This is a genomic window from Variovorax sp. 3319 (genome assembly GCF_031456585.1).
Lineage (GTDB): Bacteria > Pseudomonadota > Gammaproteobacteria > Burkholderiales > Burkholderiaceae_C > Variovorax > Variovorax paradoxus_P.
Map to the genome: position 1 here is coordinate 63421 of NZ_JAVDUZ010000009.1, position 18239 is coordinate 81659.

The 18239-nt window shown below is 66.7% G+C and carries 9 protein-coding genes and 3 tRNA genes; 9 read left to right on the plus strand and 3 right to left on the minus strand.

Annotated features, from left to right (window positions below; translation table 11 throughout):
* The 8 genes from purF (at nt 1) to J2X67_RS18565 (ending at nt 5483) form a co-directional block, all read left to right on the plus strand.
* Nucleotides 1-1506, plus strand: coding sequence for an amidophosphoribosyltransferase (gene purF, locus J2X67_RS18530; RefSeq protein ID WP_309955132.1), 1506 nt, complete (start codon nt 1-3; stop codon nt 1504-1506).
* A gap of 8 nt (nt 1507-1514) precedes the next feature.
* Nucleotides 1515-2735, plus strand: coding sequence for an O-succinylhomoserine sulfhydrylase (locus J2X67_RS18535; protein ID WP_309955134.1), 1221 nt, complete (start codon nt 1515-1517; stop codon nt 2733-2735).
* Nucleotides 2736-2743: 8 nt separating this feature from the next.
* Nucleotides 2744-4132: a glutamate--tRNA ligase gene (gene gltX, locus J2X67_RS18540; RefSeq protein ID WP_309955136.1), complete on the plus strand. Its 1389-nt coding sequence runs from the start codon at nt 2744-2746 to the stop codon at nt 4130-4132.
* A gap of 36 nt (nt 4133-4168) precedes the next feature.
* Nucleotides 4169-4244, plus strand: a tRNA-Ala gene (locus J2X67_RS18545).
* A 54-nt stretch (nt 4245-4298) separates the two neighbouring features.
* A tRNA-Glu gene (locus J2X67_RS18550) sits at nt 4299-4374 on the plus strand.
* A gap of 69 nt (nt 4375-4443) precedes the next feature.
* A tRNA-Asp gene (locus J2X67_RS18555) sits at nt 4444-4520 on the plus strand.
* Between the two features lie 178 nt (nt 4521-4698).
* Complete coding sequence (locus tag J2X67_RS18560; RefSeq protein ID WP_309955138.1) at nt 4699-5262, plus strand: type 1 glutamine amidotransferase domain-containing protein; 564 nt, start codon at nt 4699-4701, stop codon at nt 5260-5262.
* 20 nt (nt 5263-5282) lie between these two features.
* Nucleotides 5283-5483, plus strand: a complete 201-nt coding sequence (locus J2X67_RS18565) for a hypothetical protein (protein ID WP_309955140.1) — start codon at nt 5283-5285, stop codon at nt 5481-5483.
* Nucleotides 5484-5552: 69 nt separating this feature from the next.
* Here J2X67_RS18565 and J2X67_RS18570 read toward each other — a convergent pair whose 3' ends face one another.
* The 3 genes from J2X67_RS18570 to J2X67_RS18580 form a co-directional block, all read right to left on the minus strand.
* Nucleotides 5553-6686 carry a phosphatase PAP2 family protein gene (locus tag J2X67_RS18570; RefSeq protein ID WP_309955141.1) on the minus strand — a complete coding sequence of 378 codons (1134 nt, stop codon included), beginning with the start codon at nt 6684-6686 and terminating at the stop codon, nt 5553-5555.
* Nucleotides 6687-6773: 87 nt separating this feature from the next.
* Nucleotides 6774-9101, minus strand: coding sequence for an ATP-binding protein (locus J2X67_RS18575; protein WP_309955143.1), 2328 nt, complete (start codon nt 9099-9101; stop codon nt 6774-6776).
* 7 nt (nt 9102-9108) lie between these two features.
* Nucleotides 9109-9966 carry a helix-turn-helix domain-containing protein gene (locus tag J2X67_RS18580; RefSeq protein ID WP_309955146.1) on the minus strand — a complete coding sequence of 286 codons (858 nt, stop codon included), beginning with the start codon at nt 9964-9966 and terminating at the stop codon, nt 9109-9111.
* A gap of 222 nt (nt 9967-10188) precedes the next feature.
* Here J2X67_RS18580 and J2X67_RS18585 point away from each other — a divergent pair, with 222 nt between their 5' ends.
* Nucleotides 10189-18237 (plus strand): SdrD B-like domain-containing protein, encoded by an 8049-nt coding sequence (locus J2X67_RS18585; RefSeq protein ID WP_309955148.1) that lies wholly within the window; start codon nt 10189-10191, stop codon nt 18235-18237.
* The last annotated feature ends 2 nt before the right edge of the window (nt 18238-18239 follow it).

An 18239-nucleotide genomic window follows, 5' to 3' on the forward strand; every position in this document is an offset into this window, starting at 1 on the left:
ATGTGTGGAATCGTCGGCGTTGTCAGCAACGCACCCGTCAACCAGCTGCTTTATGACGCCTTGCTGCTGCTGCAGCATCGCGGCCAGGACGCGGCCGGCATCGTGACCCTGCTCGAACGCAAGTTCTTCATGCACAAGGCCAAGGGCATGGTGCGCGACGTGTTTCGTACCCGCAACATGCGCGCGCTGCCCGGCAGCGTGGGCCTGGGCCAGGTGCGCTACCCGACGGCCGGCAACGCCTACAGCGAGGAAGAGGCACAGCCCTTCTACGTGAATGCGCCCTTCGGCATTGTGCTGGTGCACAACGGCAACCTCACCAACGCGCATGCATTGCGCGCAGAACTGTTTTCCACCGACCACCGCCACACCAACACCGAGAGCGACTCCGAAGTGCTGCTCAACGTGCTGGCGCACGAGCTCGAGCGCGCATCGCGCGGCGTGCCGCTGAATCCGGCCGAAGTGTTTGCCGCGGTCAAGAACATGCACAAGCGCCTGCGTGGCTCGTATGCGGTGGTTTCGCTGATTGCCGGCCATGGCCTCCTGGCTTTTCGCGATCCGTACGGCATTCGCCCCCTGTGCATGGGCCGCAACGAGAAGGACGGCACCGTGATGGTGGCCAGCGAGTCCGTGGCACTCGAAGGTTCGGGCCACGTGTTCGAACGGAACATCGAGCCCGGCGAGGCGGTGTTCATCGACCTGCAAGGCAAAGTGCACTCGATGCAGTGCGCTGAAGCGCCCACGCTCAACCCCTGCATCTTCGAGTTCGTGTACCTGGCACGTCCGGATTCGGTGCTTGACGGCATTTCGGTGTACCAGGCGCGGCTCAACCTCGGCGAAACGCTGGCCAAGCGCGTGGTGTCGACCGTGCCGCCGAACCAGATCGACGTGATCATTCCCATTCCCGAGTCGAGCCGCCCCAGCGCGACGCAACTCGCCCACCTGCTGGGTGTGCCGTACCGCGAAGGCTTCGTGAAGAACCGCTACGTGGGCCGCACCTTCATCATGCCGGGGCAGGGCGTGCGCAAGAAGTCGGTGCGCCAGAAGCTCAACGTGATCGGCAGCGAGTTCAAGGGCCGCAACGTGCTGCTGGTCGACGACTCGATCGTGCGCGGCACCACCAGCCGCGAAATCGTGCAGATGGCGCGCGATGCCGGCGCGCGCAAGGTCTACCTGGCCAGCGCCGCGCCGCCGGTGCGCTACCCCAACGTCTACGGCATCGACATGCCCACCAAGGACGAACTGGTGGCACACGACCGCACGGTCGAAGAAATCCGCGAGCTGATCGGTTGCGATGCGCTGATCTACCAGGACGTGGACGCCATGAAGCGCGCCATCGGCTCGCTCAACCCCAAACTGAATGGCTTCGATGCGTCCTGCTTCGACGGCGTGTACGTGACGGGCGATATCGACACCGAAGCCATCTCGCGCATGAACGGCAACCGCCCGCGCATCGAAGAGACCGAAGAAGACTCGTCGCGCCTTGCGCTTCCCAATCACAGCGAGTGAGAGCTGAATTGACCGATGAACGAACCCTGCCGCCCGGACTGCACCGCGACACGCTCGCGCTGCGCACCGGTTTGGCGCCCAGCCAGCACGGCGAACACTCCGAAGCGCTGTTCCTGACCAGCGGCTTCGTGCAGCCCGACGCCGAAACGTCGGCGCGCCGCTTTGCCGGCACCGAAGCGGGCTTTACCTACTCGCGCACTTCCAACCCCACCGTCACCAGCTTCGAGCAGCGCCTTGCAGCCATGGAAGGCACCGAAGCCGCCATCGGCGCTTCCACCGGCATGGGCGCCATCCTCATGATGTGCATGGGCCTGCTGAAGGCTGGCGACCACGTGATCTGCTCGCGCTCGGTGTTCGGCTCCACGTTGAACCTGTTCGGCAAGGAGTTTGCCAAGTTCGGTGTCGAAACCACCTTCGTCTCGCAGACCGATGTGGCCGAATGGCGCGCGGCCCTCAAGCCCAACACCAAGCTCCTGTTTGCCGAAACGCCTACCAATCCGTTGACGGAGGTGTGCGACATCCGCGCGCTGGCAGACCTGGCCCACGGTGCCGGCGCGTTGCTCGCGGTCGACAACTGCTTTTGCACGCCCGTGCTGCAGCGCCCCACCGAACTGGGCGCCGACCTCGTCATTCATTCGGGCACAAAGTACCTGGACGGCCAGGGCCGCGTGATGGCTGGCGCAATCTGCGGCCCGTCGAAGCTCATCGTCGACGTGTTCGGGCCTGTGGTTCGCACCGCCGGCATGGCGCTGTCGCCGTTCAACGCGTGGGTGGTGCTGAAGGGCCTCGAAACGCTCGGAATTCGCATGCAGGCGCAATGCGCCAATGCGCTGGCCGTGGCGCAATGGCTCGAAACGCAGCCTGGCGTTGCGCGCGTCTACTACCCCGGCCTCGCGTCGCATCCCCAGCATGAACTGGCCATGCGCCAGCAGTCGGGGCAGGGCGGGGCGGTGGTGTCGTTCGATGTGGTCGGCAACGACCCCGAAACGGCGCGCGCCAATGCCTTCCACGTGATCAACAGCACGCGCGTGGTGAGCATTGCCACCAACCTGGGCGACACCAAGACCATCGTCACGCACCCCGGCACCACGTCGCACGGCCGACTGACCGAAGTGCAGCGCCAGGCCGCCGGCATCAGCCAGGGGCTCATTCGCGTGGCGGTAGGCCTCGAGTACATCGACGACATCAAGGCCGACTTGCTTCGTGGCCTTGGCTCCCTGAAATCCTGATCGATCACATGACCGGCAAAGTTCGCACCCGCATCGCTCCGTCTCCCACCGGGTTTCTTCACCTGGGCACCGCGCGCACCGCGCTTTATTCGTGGGCCTATGCGCGCCACCACGGCGGCGAGTTTGTGCTGCGCATCGAAGACACCGACGTGGCACGCTCCACGCAAGACTCGACCGACCAGATCCTGGCGTCGATGCACTGGCTCGGCCTCGACTACGACGAAGGCCCCATCTACCAGATGCAGCGCCTGGAGCGCTACCGCGAAGTCATCGCGCAGATGCTTGCGGCAGGCACGGCCTATTACTGCTACTGCACGCCGGCCGAGCTCGACGAAATGCGCGAGGCGCAACGTGCCCGCGGCGAAAAAACGCTGTACGACCGCCGCTGGCGCCCAGAGCCCGGCAAGGTGCTGCCGCCGGCGCCCGAAGGCGTGCCGCCGGTGGTGCGCTTTTGCAATCCGCCCGAAGGCGACGTGACCTGGAACGACCTCGTCAAGGGCGAGATCACCATCAACAACCGCGAGATCGACGACCTCATCATCTTGCGGCCCGACGGTGTGCCCACCTACAACTTTGCGGTAGTGGTGGACGATTGGGACATGAACATCACGCACGTGTTCCGCGGCGACGAGCACATCAACAACACGCCTTGGCAGATCAACATCTTTCGCGCACTGGGTGCGCCGCTGCCGCAGTTCGGCCATGTGCCGGTCATTCTTGGCGACGACGGGCAAAAGCTCTCCAAGCGCCGCGGCGCGGTGAGCGTTACGGCGTACGAAGAGAACGGCTACCTGCCCGAGGCCATGCTCAACTACCTGGCGCGCCTCGGCTGGAGCCACGGCGACGACGAGCTTTTCACGCGCGAGCAAATGGTGAGCTGGTTCGACGGTTCGCACCTCTCCAAGAGCCCCGCGCAATGGGACGCCGCCAAGCTGGCGTGGGTGAATGCGCAGTACATCAAGGCCAAGCCCGATGCGGAACTCGCACCGCTGGTGGCCGCGCACCTGAAGAAGCGCGGCATCGAGGCCGACGATCGCCTTGCCGCCATCTGCGCGCTCTTCAAGGACCGGTGCGAAACCACCGTTGCACTGGCCGACTGGGCCGCCGCGTTCTACGCGGACGTCACGCCGAGCGAAGCCGACCGCACGCAGCACGTGACCGACGCGGTGAAGCCCGTCATTGCCACCCTTGCCGAAAAGCTTGCGAGCGTGCCGTGGGAAAAAGTTTCGATTGCCGCAGCCATCAAGGAAGTTCTGGCCGCGCATTCTGTGAAAATGCCCGTGTTGGCCATGCCGGTTCGCGTCCTCGTGATGGGAACACCGCAGACGCCATCCCTCGATTCGGTGCTCGCAATCTTTTCTCGTGAAAAAGTTGTGGAGCGTCTGAAAAGGGCCTGATTTTTCGGTCTATAATTCGAGGCTCGACACCCACACGGGGGTATAGCTCAGCTGGGAGAGCGCTTGCATGGCATGCAAGAGGTCATCGGTTCGATCCCGTTTACCTCCACCATCAAAGTGTCGAGAAGAAGATAAGTGCTGATCTCAGCACGGTTCCTAAGGTTTTGACCCTATCGTCTAGAGGCCTAGGACACCACCCTTTCACGGTGGCTACCGGGGTTCGAATCCCCGTAGGGTCGCCAGTTTCATGCAAGTGAAGCCGGCACGAGTCGTCAACACTCGGCTCCGCAAGGAGTGAACGTTGTCTACCAGGAGTGGTAGTTCAGTTGGTTAGAATACCGGCCTGTCACGCCGGGGGTCGCGGGTTCGAGTCCCGTCCACTCCGCCAAACATAAGCCCCTGTAGCAGTTTCTGCTACAGGGGCTTTTTGCTTTGCGCTCCCAATCGGCGGCAGCGCGGTTTGTCCGACACGGTGAACCGACGCGTGCCGACCGGTCGATGCACAGGGGCCTGTAGTTTGAGTTGCTTGGTCACCGCACACCAATCAACCAACGAAAGGAATCGACATGAACAAGCGCCAGCTCGAAGGAATGAAGGTCGCGATTCTCGTCACCGATGGTTTCGAGCAATCCGAAATGACCGACCCGCGCAAGACACTTGAGTCCGCGGGTGCCAAGACCAAGATCGTGTCGCCCCGGAACGACCGCGTGCGCGGCTCCAGGCATGGCGACCCAGCGGATACCTTCACGGTCGACATTCCGCTTGCGCAGGCGGCCGCGCACGAGTTCGACGCGCTGCTGCTGCCCGGAGGCGTGATGAACCCGGACGCGCTGCGCATCGATGAACAGGCCGTGGTTTTTGTGCAGGATTTCGTCAAGGCCCACAAGCCGATCGCGGCCATTTGCCATGGCCCGTGGACGCTCATCGAAGCGAAGGGGGTAGAGGCCCGCACCATGACCTCCTGGCCTTCGCTGCGCACCGACCTGAAGAACGCAGGCGCCAAGTGGGTGGACGACGAGGTGGTGGTCGACGGCAATCTGGTTACCAGCCGCGGCCCGAAAGACCTGCCGGCGTTCGATCGCGAGATGGTCCGCGTCTTTTCAGATGCTCACGCCCACGCGCACGCCTGATCGGGCGTGCTCCTGCCGCAATGACTATTCAATGGGACGAGCTGCGCATCGCGTACGAAAGCTGGCGCGGCCAACGCGAAAAATACGACCGGTGGATGACCGACATCGCCGCAGGCAAGCCATATGACAAAGCGGCGCTGCAGCGCGACCTGGAAGAGCTCGATGCGCTGCACAAAGTCTTCCTGGAGAAGGCGAGACCGTTCGTCCATCCACGGCCCTGAGGCGGCCCTGAGCCGGCCCTGAGCCGGCGCCTCCCAGGCAGGATGCGGCGTTCTCTCTGCGACGGCTTTTCACCGCCGCATGCCGGACTCCGCAACTGCCATGCCCCACCTTGCCTGCATGATTCCCAGCAACGCAAGGGCCGGCAAAGCGAGTTCAAAAACCTCTTCGAAGCTGAGCATCAGGTTGCGATAAAGGCCTGCGGCCGGTACCTGGTCGAGAACGATCGCAGTGCCAATCACCGCGGCAAAGGTCAGCACGGTTGTGGCTTCCGGCCGCCGCTGCCACCATGCGCGCAGGCCTTGCCGCGCGGCCCACGCGCGCCTTGCAAGCCACACGCCCGCCACTGCAATGGGCGCGAAGATCAAGTTGCCGTAACGCAGCAGGTGTCCATCCAGTTCGCGCGCGGCAAAGGCAAGAAGCACCGTACAGATGGCGGTCTTGTCCAACCGCGACAGAGGCACGACACGAACTGCCAGCAAGCAGGCCGCTGCAGCCAGATACAGGAGAACCGTGCTCTTCTCGACCGGTCCGCTTTCCTCCAGGATTGCCGGCCCGATCGACAGAGGCGTGTTGAAGCCGATCCAGGCCGCGGCAACGGCAAACATCAGCACCAGCGAAGGGCCCGCCTTGTCGCCAGCCAGCGCGTGCAACGCCCATGACGAGGCGGCAGCGGGCGTGCGCACAAGCCGGCGCCCCGCTACCTGCAGCGCAAACAGTGCAGCGGCAATGCACGCGCCCAACAGCGCGCCCGCCGCAATGTCGAACGGAAAATGAATGCCAGCGTAGACGCGCGACCACGCGGTGACCGTAGCCACCGCAAGAACCACCAGCCCCACGTCACGCAAGCGGCGCCGCAACAGGAGCATGAAGGCCATGGCGAACATCACCGTGGCATGGGTGCTTGGCAGTCCCGCGCGCACGCCGTGCGGAACATGGGCAGGGCTCAACCCCACCATGAAGGGACGCGGTGCGCCGACCGAAGCTGCAATCTCGTGCGAGATCAAAGAAGCCGCGCCGCCTGCGGCCAGCACGGCCAGCACGCAAGCGCGTTCCGGAGGCCGGCGCCATGCCGCCCATGCAAGAACGGCCGCACATGCCCACGACGAACCCAGGGCGACTGCCGAGGCAAGCCACAGCAGCGTGGGGGAAGGAGAGAAGCCGGCGGCGAGCGTGTCGAAGAGGGCGAGGTTGAGTGAATTCATCCTGCGTTTTCGCGATCTGGCCGCCCAATTTAGCATCCGCTGCCTTTCCCCCGGAATGGCTGCGGCGATGTCCTCGAGTCCTCGGGTTCAGTTTGCCGCCGCGCAGGGCGTTGCCCGTGCCAGATGGCTGATGTGATCGAAGTCGAGGCTTTCCAGGGCCTGGCGCACCGCCTTCACCAGCGCCTCGTGGCGCGGGTCCGCCGCAAACCGGTCTGCCCATTCGTGCAGGTCGGTCCAGCGTCCGTCACGCGCCAGCGCTTCAAGTTCTTTTCGCGCGCCCAGGGGGAGCGGTGCAATCTGGGGCACGGGCCGTACCTGGCGCCCCGGCGTGCCGACCGGCGCGTAAGGTTCGGGCGCCATCGCCTCCATGGCGGGAAGAGGGGCCTCGTGTTCCGAGGCGGTGTCGACCACGACTGCAAACCGCAGCCGGGTGCCCAGATGGCGGCGGCTGTCGAGCCGCAGCTCGCCGCCCATGCGCTGAACGATGCGCCGCGCAATCGCCAGGCCCAGCCCGCTTCCGCCCGCGGACGGGTCTGCCTGCTCGAAAGAGCGGAACACGCGCCGCTGGTCCTCCCGGTCGATGCCGATGCCGCTGTCCCACACTTCCAGGCTCAGCCGCCACTGGCGGCGCTCGGTGGGCTGGGCGCGCACCCGCAAGCCCATTTGCCCGTCGTGCGTGAACTTGGCCGCGTTCGAGAGCAGGTTCAGCAGCAGTTGCTGAAACCGCTTGCTGTCCAGGCGCACGGCCGGCGGCAGGTGCCCCCGAATTTCGAGCATGAAGCGGTTGTTGCGGCGCTGCGCCAGCGCGGATGCGTATTGCGCAATGTCTTCGATCAGTGCGGGCAGCCGGGTCGGCTTCGGGTCGAGTGCCAGCGGCAGCAGTTCGCCCTTGGCATATTCGAGCAGGTCGTCCACAAGAGCGAGCTGGTAGTTTGCGCTGCGTTCAATGGCCTGCAACTGCGGCGGCAATGACGGCGCCAGGCTGCCTTGCAGCATGCGGGCATGACCCACGATGGTGGCCAGCGGGGCGCGCAGGTCGTGGCTGATGTAGGCCATGAGGCGCGTCTGCTCGCGTGCGCGTTGTTCGGCTTGCTCCAGCGCGGCATTCAGCGCGCGGGTCTTGCGTGCCACTTCGTTCTGCAGCCGCTGCTGCTCGTGCGCCTGCCACTGGACCAGCTTGCGCTGCGCGGAGTGCCGCTGGTGCGAAAGGTGATGCGTCCACGCCGCCAGCGCCACAAGGCCGATCAGCAAGCCCGGAAAGCCCAGCACATAGGCGTCGAACCCGGGAACGGCGTGCTCGGGCGGAGAAAGTTCGGTAAGTCGCAGGCACAAGCCCAGGCTGACGACGACCATCACCGGAAAAGCCAGCCTCCCGCCCGGCCCCGCCCGGCGCATGTAGACGAAGCTGCTGATCGTCAATGCCAGCACCAGCGCCAACGTACTCACGAGGCTCGCCTGGGCAAAAAGCAGATAGCTGCCGACCAGGGTTCCGAGCGTTACGAGCGCCTGCGCGGCGGTGAGCCCGACCAGCACGTAAAGCCCCGGCTGGCGCACCGGCCCGCCGCGCGAGAGCGCATGCAGGTACAGCACCATGTTCAGCACGCAGCATCCGGCAATGAAACTTGCCGCGCGGTAGCTCCATTCGGTGCTCTCCGGCCAGAAGAGCAGCCGCGCATAGCCGCGGTAGGTGGCCTCGTACAACGCGACCAGTGCAAAGCCGAGACTCTGCGAACCCAATGCATCGTTGCGCGAAATGCCCCACACCGCCAGCGAATACACCGCGAGCACGAGCAGGCCGCCGATCAGCAAGCCATCGACCAGCGCATGGCTGCTCTCGTACTCGCGCCATGTGTCGGGACTGTGCAGCACAGGCGCCAGCCTGACGGTGCTGTGGCTCTGTACGCGCACCAGCACCGTGGCATGTTCGCGCGGCTGCAGTTCCAGCGCGAGCGTGGGCACGCGGTTGGCCGCGCGGTTGGGGTTGTCGGGCATCGAGATGCCTGCCGCCTCATGCGCCCAGGTCCTGGGCGGCGTCTTGCCGATGGGGCTCCGCTGCACATGAAAATCGACGTATTGCAGCCACGTCGTGTTCAGCACCAGGCGCAGCGGGCGGGCGGCGCTGCTGTCGTTCACCACCGAAAAGCGCAGCCAGAACACAGAGTTCGAAAAGCCCGGCCGCATGCGTGCCCGCGTGCCTGGCACAAACCCGTCGGAGAGGTTGCCGTTCTGCGCCTCCACCGCCTCGAGCGAGAGTTCTGCTTTCCGGTCTTCGAGTATCTCGACCTTGTCGTCCAGCGCAATGGGCAGTTGCGCCGCATCGCGCAACTGCAGCGTTGCGGCCTGCAAGGGCTGAACCCAAGGGCTGAAGAAAAAGAAAGCCGCGCACGACAGCAGAAGGGTGCGCACCGCAGTCACGGACGCCTCAAGCCCCGGAGACCGGCATGGGTAGAGGCACAGTCGAACGTGACGGGCGGGGCAACGAAGCCGCCTTGCCACCGAGCGTGCTGCGAAACCCGCTCGGCGTTTCCTGGAAGCGCTCGCGAAACGCGGTCGAAAAATTGGCCGCGCTCGAAAACCCGACGGCCAGGGCCACGTCTTCCACGCTGAGCGCAGATTCCGCCAGCAAGCGCCGCGCTTCGGACAGCCGGGCTTCACGCACAAACTCGAACACCGTGCGGCCCGTCAGTTCGCGAAACACGCGCGACAAGCGCTTTTCATGCGTGCCGACCCGTTCGGCCAGCTCCGGCAGGGGCGGCACGTTCGCCAGGTCCGACATCACGAGCCGCTGGGCCGCCAGGGCAATCACCCGATCGGGCCCGGCCTCCCTTTCGATATCGGGCTGCGCCTCGGCGGCGGCTATGTCTGCCCGCGGGTGCTTGCTGCTGGCCAGCACCAGGTGCACGGAGACGCGGGCCAGCACTTCGGCCGGTTCGTACGGCTTGAGGATGTAGTCGACCGCGCCTTCGTGCAGGCCCATGAGCCTTTCTTCCACCGAGGCGGACGAGGTCACGAAGATCACCGGGATATGCGCTGTGGAGGGGTCCGCCTTCAGCAGTCGGCACGTGGCAAAGCCGTCCGCGCCGCCCATGCGTACGTCCAGCAGGATCAGGTCCGGCTGCAGCGCGGTCGCCCGCCTGTAACCCTGCATGGCGTCGAAAGCCATGCTGATACGGTGCCCCTCGCCCCTTAAAGCTGCCAGCAAAAGCTGCAGTTCGTCGATGTTGTCGTCGACCAGGAGGATGTGCGCGCGCCGGGCGGGAACGGAGGACCAGTAAGACATTCGTTTAGCGTAGGGCGAGGCCTATGAAAACGTATGTGACGGAATTCACGTTCCCTTGCAATCGTAAACAAATGTCAGTTTTTTAAAACATTTCGTCCGGCGCAGCAAAAGCCTGCCAAGCGCCCCCCTCGAAGAATCGCCCTCTTTCCTGGACACCTGCGCCGCATTCCGCGGCGCCCAACGCACGGTGCCGGGGCCATCAGAGCAATTACGAGGGACGGGATGCCCAACACCCCAACGATCTTGTCGGACGCGAAAGCGCCGAGCGATTTCTTCCACCTTGCGCGGCAGGCATTGCAAAGGCGCATGCCGCGGCTGGCCGCGCTTGTCGCCGTTCCGGTTGCGACTTTGCTGCTGGCCTCGGCCGCCCATGCGATTCCGCAGGTTTCCAGCCTGGTGCACACGCCCGACATTCTTCCGGCGGGCGGCACGGTCACCAGCACGGTGACCATCGCCGAAACCGACAGCCTGCCGATCGGGGCGCCGGGCACCTCGTTCACCTACGAGATTCCGGGCAACAGCATCTACATGGGCACGAGCGCCGTGCCGGTGGGCAGCTGCAGCTCGACTGTCAACGTGGGCGAGGCCGGGCCGGGCCTGGTCACCTGCTCTGGCATCACGCTCGCGGCCAACCAGACCCGCGACTTCAAGCTGATGCTGCGCACCATCTCGCAGGGAACGCTGAGCGTCAGGGCCACGCCTGCCGGCGGCGGTGCCAGCGAAACCAAGACCATCACCGTGAACCAGGGCGCCGACGTGGCCGTGGCCATCACGGCGCCCGCAACGGCCTCCAGCGGCGCCACCGTGCCGATCGCGTTCACGCTCACCAACAACGGGCCCGACTCGAGCTCGGGCACGACGCTCACCTACAACATTCCCACCGGCCTCTCGGTCTCGAGCAGCGGCCTGCCATCGGGCTGCTCCATCAGCGGCAGCCAGCTGACTTGCAACGCCGGTGTTCTTGCGCTCAACGGCACGCGCACCTTCACCGTGAGCGGCGTGGTCACCGCAGCCGCGGGCTCCACCATCACGCACCAGCCGGCAATTGCACCGGCGGGTGCAATCGGCGACGGCGTGTCCGAGAACAACAACGCAACCGCCAACACCACGGTGACGGCGGGCACGGTGCTCTCGATGACCAAGACCCACAACGGCGGCCAGCTGCTCGTGGGCCAGCGCTTCAACTTCACGCTGACGCCGCGCTTCAGCGGCAGCGCGCCAACGGGCGTGACACTCACCGACACGTTGCCGGCCAACTTCCGCATCGACTCCTTGACACCTGACGCCGGGTGGACCTGCTCTTTCGCGGGGCAGACCGTGAGCTGCACGCGCGCCAATATCGGCGGCGCCGGCGGTGCCAACCAGTCGCTCGGCAACATCGTCGTTGCGGTCACCGCCATGACGGCGGGCACGGGTGTGGTCAATGAGGCAACCGTGAATGCCACCGGCCCGGTGGCAACCTCGGCCACGGGCAGCGTGCCTGCCGACGTGGCGAATTCGGACACCGACTTCCGCGCCGACAAGCGCCGCGGCTGGCCCCAGAACAACGTGCCGATCGGCCAGGCCTTCGACTACCAGGTCGGCGCCACCAACCTCGGCGGCACGCGCCTGCTTGCGGGCAGCACCGTCAACCTGGTCGACGACCTGCCGGCCGGCGTGCGCATCAACAGCGTGACGCCGAACGGCTACACCTGCACGATCACCAAGGGCGGTGGCACCGTCGCGGCCCCGGTCGATGGGCCCGCCACTGTGAACTGCACGCGCACGCTCGCTTCCGACATTGCCGTGGATATCTCGAACGGGGCCACCGCGCGCAATGCCGGGTTCGTGACCGTGAACGTCACCATTCCCGCGGTGCCGGCGGGCAATGCACCCATTGTCAACAGCATGTGCGTGAACGTGGCACTGCCCGCGAGCGCACCGACCCTGGGCGCAGACCCCGACGCCAACACCGGCAACGACTGCGTGAGCCTGGGCACCGGCGTGGACGACAGCGCCAACTACGCCGACGTGCGGGTGCTCAAGCGCGTGGTGGGCATCGGCAACAGCGCCGGCAATCGCCAGACCGCCGGCCAGGCCGTGACCTGGGAGATCGAGGTGCTCAACCTGGGCCCATCGGTGGCGCAGAACGTAGCCGTGAGCGACGCCTTCTCGCAGGTGCTCGACGCGCCCACCGTTTCGCAGACCGCCAATGGCGCCACCTTTGGCGGCACCTGCGCCGTGCCCGCCCCCGCTGGCGGCGCAGGCGGCACATCGCTCACCAACTGCAACATCGCGCAGTTGCCGGTCTGCCGCGCCAGCACCGACCCGGTAACGGCAACGCCGCTGTGCCCGGTGATCCGCGTCCAGGCACGCCATTACGGCGACAGCGCCTCGGCCGCCGAGAACACGTTCGACCTTGTCAACAAGGCGAGCGCCATTGCGGCCACGCCGGCCGACCCGGAATTCAACGACGCCGGCCCCACCAACAGTGGCACGGCTACGGCCTACTTCAATGCGCTGGCCGATGTCATCGTGACCAAGGCGGCAAGCCCGGGCCCCGTGCCGGTCGGGCAGCTTCTTACCTACACGCTCACGGCGCGCAACCGATCGGTGCAGGAAGACAGCTTCAGCCGTGCCTGGGGCGTGCAGGTTACCGACACCTTGCCTTCCGGCCTGATGTTCATGAGCGCCGCTCCTTCGGGCGGCGGCAGCTGCACGACGCTGCCCAGCACCACGCAGGCTACCGGCGCCGGCAACAACCAGCTCGTTTGCCGCTGGGATTCGCTCACCCGCAACCAGCAGCAGACCGTCACGGTTCGCGTGCGTCCGCTCTACGCGATCAATGGCACGAGCATTACCAACAACGTTGTCATTGCCACTTCCACGCCGGAGACCATTACCACCAACAACCAGGCATCGGCTGCCGTCAGCGTGATCTCGCCGACGTACGACCTTGTGGTGACCAAGAACGACGACGTCGATCCGGTGAACGTGGGCGACAACGTCACCTACACCATCACCGTATCGAACAACAGCGGCTCGACAGCCGAGGGCGTTCGCCTGATCGACACGCTGCCGGGTGCCGGCCCGGGCGGCGAACCCGCACCCACCTTCATGTCGGCCAGCGCGCCGGCGGGCAGCGGCGTCACCATCACCACCCCTGCCGTCGGTTCGGCGGGCGGGCAGATCGAGTTCTCGATTCCCGTGCTGGGCGGCACCGGGCCCGAGTCGACCGGTGAACCTCGCACGCTGCAGTTCCAGGTGGTGCTGCGCGGTGCCTCGCGCGGCACCTTCCAGAACCGCGCCGCGGTCGACTTCTTCGACGCCGCGCGCAACGCCTTCGACACCAATCCGGCCAACAACACGGTGGCCGAGAACACCACGTTCCGCTTCAAGGCCGACGTGGAGGTGCTCTCCAAGACGGCCGTCTCCACCGGAACTGCAACGCCGCTAGCCACCGTGGCCATCGGCCAGAGCTTCGACTGGCTCGTGCAGCTGCGCAACAACGGCCCCGACAGCGCCGAGACCACGAGCTTTACCGATACGCTGCCTACCGGCCTGGCGCTGACGGGCACGCCCGTGTTCACCGTAACCGGCGGCACCTTCACGCCCGCGGCTCCCACCTGCACGGGCAGTGCGGGCGGCACCAGCGTGAGCTGCGCCATCACTTCGATGCCGACGAACGGCACGGCGACGGTGCGCATTCCGGTGCGCACCACCACGGGCACTACGCCCGCCAACGGCACGCAGTTCATCAACCGCGCGCACCTGGTCACCACCGGCTCGGGCGACACCAACGGCGGTGCCGATCCGGATGCGGGCAACAACTTCAACCAAGGCAGCATCACCGTGCAGAGCAGCGCGCTGAGCGGCCGCGTGTATGAGGACCTCGACGGCGACGGCCAGATCGGCAGCGGCGAACCCGGCATTGCCGGTGTCACGATGCGCCTGACCGGCACCGACAGCCTGGGCAACCCGGTTTCGCAGACCACCACCACCGACGGCAACGGCAACTGGGGCTTCACCGTGCCCGCGGGCACCTACAGCGTGGCAGAAGACCAGCCCGCTGCCTATCAGCCAGGCATTACCCGCGCGGGCGGCGTAACCGGCGTGGGCAGCACGGCCGGCACCGTGCCGGCAGGCACTTCGAATGGGCCCAACGGCTCGAACGCCAACCGCATCGACACCATCGTGCTCGGCGCGGGCGGCACGTCGACGGCCAACAACTTTGGCGAAGTGCGCCCCGCAAGCCTTGCAGGCCGCGTGTACCGCGACGCCGACTACAACAACGCCGCAAGCGCAGGCGACCCCGGCATTGCGGGCGTGACAGTCACGCTCACCGGCACCGACATGTTCGGCAATGCCGTGTCCACCACGGCAACCACGGCCAGCGGCACCGGCAACTACGCATTCAACAATCTCACGCCCGGCAGCTACACCGTCACCGAGACGCAGCCCGCCGCCTTTGCGGACGGCAGCGATGCGGCCGGCACGGCTGGCGGTACCGCCGGTAACGACGTGGTGAGCGCTATTGCATTGCGCTCGAACGTGAACGGCACCGGTTACGACTTCGGTGAACTGCTCACCCGCATTCCGGTGCGCGTGTTTGTCGACGGCAACAACGACGGCCTGCCGCAAGCCGGCGACACGGGCATTCCCACCGTCGAAGTGCGCCTCACCGGCACCGACGCGGCGGGCAACCCGGTCAACATCGTCGCCGTGCCCTCGGGCCCGGACGGCAGCTACGAGTTCCGCAACGTGCCGCCATCGGCACCCGGCGGCTACACCATCACCGAGACTCAGCCGGCCAACTACGCACCTGGCAAGGCCAATGCCAACGGTCATCCGGGCACGGCCCAGGCCGGCGGCAACGTGATCACCGGCGTGACCGTGGCAGGCACCAACCCGCCGCTCACGCAGGGCGACTACTACTTCGGCGAGCTGCTGCCCGCCGGCATCTCGGGTCGCGTGTACTACGACCGCGACGGCAGCGGCGCGCAAGGCGCACCGGCCACCGAGCCCGGCATTGCGGGCGTGACGATCACGCTCACTGGCACCGACGTCAACGGCAATTCCGTGACGCGCACGACCACCACCGATGCGAGCGGCGACTACAACTTTGCCAACCTCGCGCCCGGCAGCTACACGGTTACCGAAACCCGCCCCGCGGGCTACGAGCCAGGCATCACGCGCGCCGGCAACGTCAGCGGCGCCGGCAGCACGCCGGGTTCGGTCCCCACCAGCGGCAGCGGCGTGTTGAACGGTCCGAATGGATCGAACGCGAACGTCATCCAGAACATTGTGCTCGCCGCAGCGGGTGCAGGTTCGGCCGCCAACAACTTCTCCGCGGTCCGCCCGGCCAGCGTGTCCGGCTACGTGTATGCCGACGTCGCTCCTTCTAACGGCACCCGCGACACCGCCGAGCCTGGCATTGCGGGCACCACGGTGCGAGTGACAGGCACCGACTTCCTCGGCAACGCAGTCACGCAGACGGTGCAGGCCGGCGCAGACGGCCGCTACCTGGTCGACAAGCTGCTGCCCGGCACCTACCAGATCGACGAGACGCAACCCGACGGCGTTGCCGACGGCCCCGAGTCGCTCGGTACCGTGGGCGGCACGCCGCGCGGCACGTTGAACCCCGGCAGCGTGAACGACCGCTTCGGCGCGCTCGTGCTCGCATCGGAAGAAGCGGGCATCGACTACAACTTCGGCGAGCGCGGCGGACAGATCGCGGGCTGGGTGTATGTGGACACCAACAACGACGGCATCCGCCAGGCGGGCGAGCCGGGCATTCCCGGCGTCAGCGTCACGCTCACCGGCCGCTCGGCCAGCGGGCTGGCGGTGAACGCCACCGTGGTCACCGATGCGAATGGCCGTTATGTGTTCACCGGCCTGCTGCCGGCGGACCCCACCGGCTACACATTGCGCGAAACGCAACCCGTGACGTTTGCCGACGGCCTCGACTCGGTCGGCTCGCTCGACGGCACGGCTGTCGGCAAGCCCGGCAACGACGTGCTCTCCGGCATCATGTACCGCGGCGGCAACGGCGACGACTACAACTTCGGCGAGCGCGGCGCATCCATTGCTGGCACTGTCTACAACGACGCCAACCGCAACGGAACCCGCGAACCGCAAGACCTTCCGATTGCGGGCGTGACCGTCACGCTCACCGGCACCGATGCTGCGGGCAACCCCGTGACGCGCACCGCCGTTACCGGCCTCGACGGCCGCTACGAGCTCGCGGGCCTGCCGTTGCCCGGCACCGGCGGCTACACCGTCACCGAGACGCAGCCCAGCGGCTACGACGAAGGCATTGCCATTCCCGGAACGCTCGGCGGTTCGGTGCAGGGCACCAACCAGATCCGCGTCAACTTCACCACGCTGGCGGCCAACGGCACCGGCTACGACTTCAACGAGCACAACAACCTGCCTGCGTCGCTGACCGGCACCGTGTGGTTCGACCAGAACCACAACCGCAGCCGCGAGAGCGGCGAGGGCCAGGGCGAAGGCTGGACCGTGGAGCTGATGCGCTGTGCCGACGGCAGCAACGCCTGCTCCGAAACCGCCGCCACCGTGCTCTACACCGTGACCACGGCTGCGGACGGCAGCTACCGCTTCGGCGACCTTACGCCGGGTGAATACCGCGTGCGCTTCCGCTCGCCCGACGGCCGTACCGTTGGCGGCGTGTGGCCCACCGATGCGGCGCAGAACGGCGCCGGCGGCCCGTACCCCACGCCCGCCGCAAGCGATCCGCGCTTCTCCATCAAGGTGCGTGTGAACGCCGGTGCCAACGTGCAGCGGCAAGACCTGCCCTACGACCCGGGTGGCGTGGTGTACGACAGCGTGAGCGGCACGCCAGTGCCCGGCGCCGTGGTGCGACTGGTGGGCCCGCCGGGCTTCGATCCGGCGCAGCACCTGCTCGACGGCCGCGACACCTACACCACCGGCCCCGGCGGCTACTACGACTTCTTCGTGCTGCCGGGCGCACCGGCGGGCGAGTACCGCCTGGCTGTCACGCCGCCGGGCAGCTACCTGCCGTCGTCCATCTATCCGCCGGCGGCGGGCGGGCTGGGCACGCAGTCGTGTTCCGCTCCGGCAAACGGGCCCGCACCTGCGCAGAGCAACCCCTGCGTGGTGAGCCCGGGCGCGGGCCTTGTACCCGGTGCCGGCTACTACCTGGTGTTCCAGATGCCGGGCGGCGGCGGCCAGCATGTGGTGGCCAACAACATTCCGCTCGACCCGTCCGACGCCACGCTCATCGAGCTGCGCAAGACCAGCTCGAAGCTGACGGTGAAGAAGGGCGAACTGCTGCCGTACCGCATCACGGCGCGCAACACCCGCGGCAACCCCGTGCCGGGTGTGGCTGTGGTCGACACGCTGCCGCCGGGCTTCCGCTACGTGCAGGGCTCGCTCACCGTGCGCACTATGCCGGGCGGCGTCGCGCTGCCGGTGGTGCCGCAGATCAACGGCCGCCAGGTCGTGGTGCCCGGCCAGAACTTCGCGCCCAACGAGACCAAGGAATACCTGATGGTTGCGGGCGTGGGTGTCGGCGTGGGCGAGGGTGAGTTCGTCAACCAGGTCATCGCCACGCAGGGCGTGGGCGGCCGCGTGCTGTCGAACCTGGCCACTGCCACCGTGCGTGTGGTGCCCGATGCGCTCTTCGACTGCACCGACGTGATCGGCAAGGTCTACGACGACAAGAACGCCAACGGCTACCAGGACGAAGGCGAGCCCGGCCTTGCGAACGTGCGCATCGCCACCGTGAACGGCGTGCTGGTAACCACCGACGCCGAAGGCCGCTACCACATTGCCTGCGCTGCCATTCCGAAGGAAGGCACTGGCAGCAACCTGGTGCTCAAGCTGGACGACCGTACGCTGCCTTCGGGTTACCGCACGACCAGCGAGAACCCGGCCGCCGAGCGCGCCACGCGCGGCAAGGTGCTGAAGGTGAACTTCGGCGCCACGGTGCACCGCGTCGTGCGGCTCGCCCTGCAGGGCGCCGCATTCGAAGACGGCAGCGCCGCACTGCGCGCCGGCTTCGTGCCCGAGCTCGACCGCACGGTGAACGTGCTGGCAGAGAAGGCCTCGGTACTGCGCCTGGCCTACAAGGCCGCGCCCGGCGAAGCCGAAGCGCTCGGCCGCGAGCGCACCGATGCGGTCAAGGCCGCCGTGCTCTCGCGCTGGAAGCAACTGGGCGAACAACGCGAGAGCCGCAAGGAGCCGCCGCTTTTCAACCTGGACATCGAAGTCGAGCTGGTGCCCGCCGCCACGCCCGCGGTGAAGCCATGACG

Coding starts and splice junctions, on each gene's coding strand:
- purF (WP_309955132.1), top strand. CDS start 1: ATGTGTGGAATCGTCGGCGTTGTCAGCAACGCACCCGTCAACCAGCTG.
- gltX (WP_309955136.1), top strand. CDS start 2,744: ATGACCGGCAAAGTTCGCACCCGCATCGCTCCGTCTCCCACCGGGTTT.
- J2X67_RS18560 (WP_309955138.1), top strand. CDS start 4,699: ATGAACAAGCGCCAGCTCGAAGGAATGAAGGTCGCGATTCTCGTCACC.
- J2X67_RS18565 (WP_309955140.1), top strand. CDS start 5,283: ATGACTATTCAATGGGACGAGCTGCGCATCGCGTACGAAAGCTGGCGC.
- J2X67_RS18570 (WP_309955141.1), bottom strand. CDS start 6,686: ATGAATTCACTCAACCTCGCCCTCTTCGACACGCTCGCCGCCGGCTTC.
- J2X67_RS18580 (WP_309955146.1), bottom strand. CDS start 9,966: ATGTCTTACTGGTCCTCCGTTCCCGCCCGGCGCGCGCACATCCTCCTG.
- J2X67_RS18585 (WP_309955148.1), top strand. CDS start 10,189: ATGCCCAACACCCCAACGATCTTGTCGGACGCGAAAGCGCCGAGCGAT.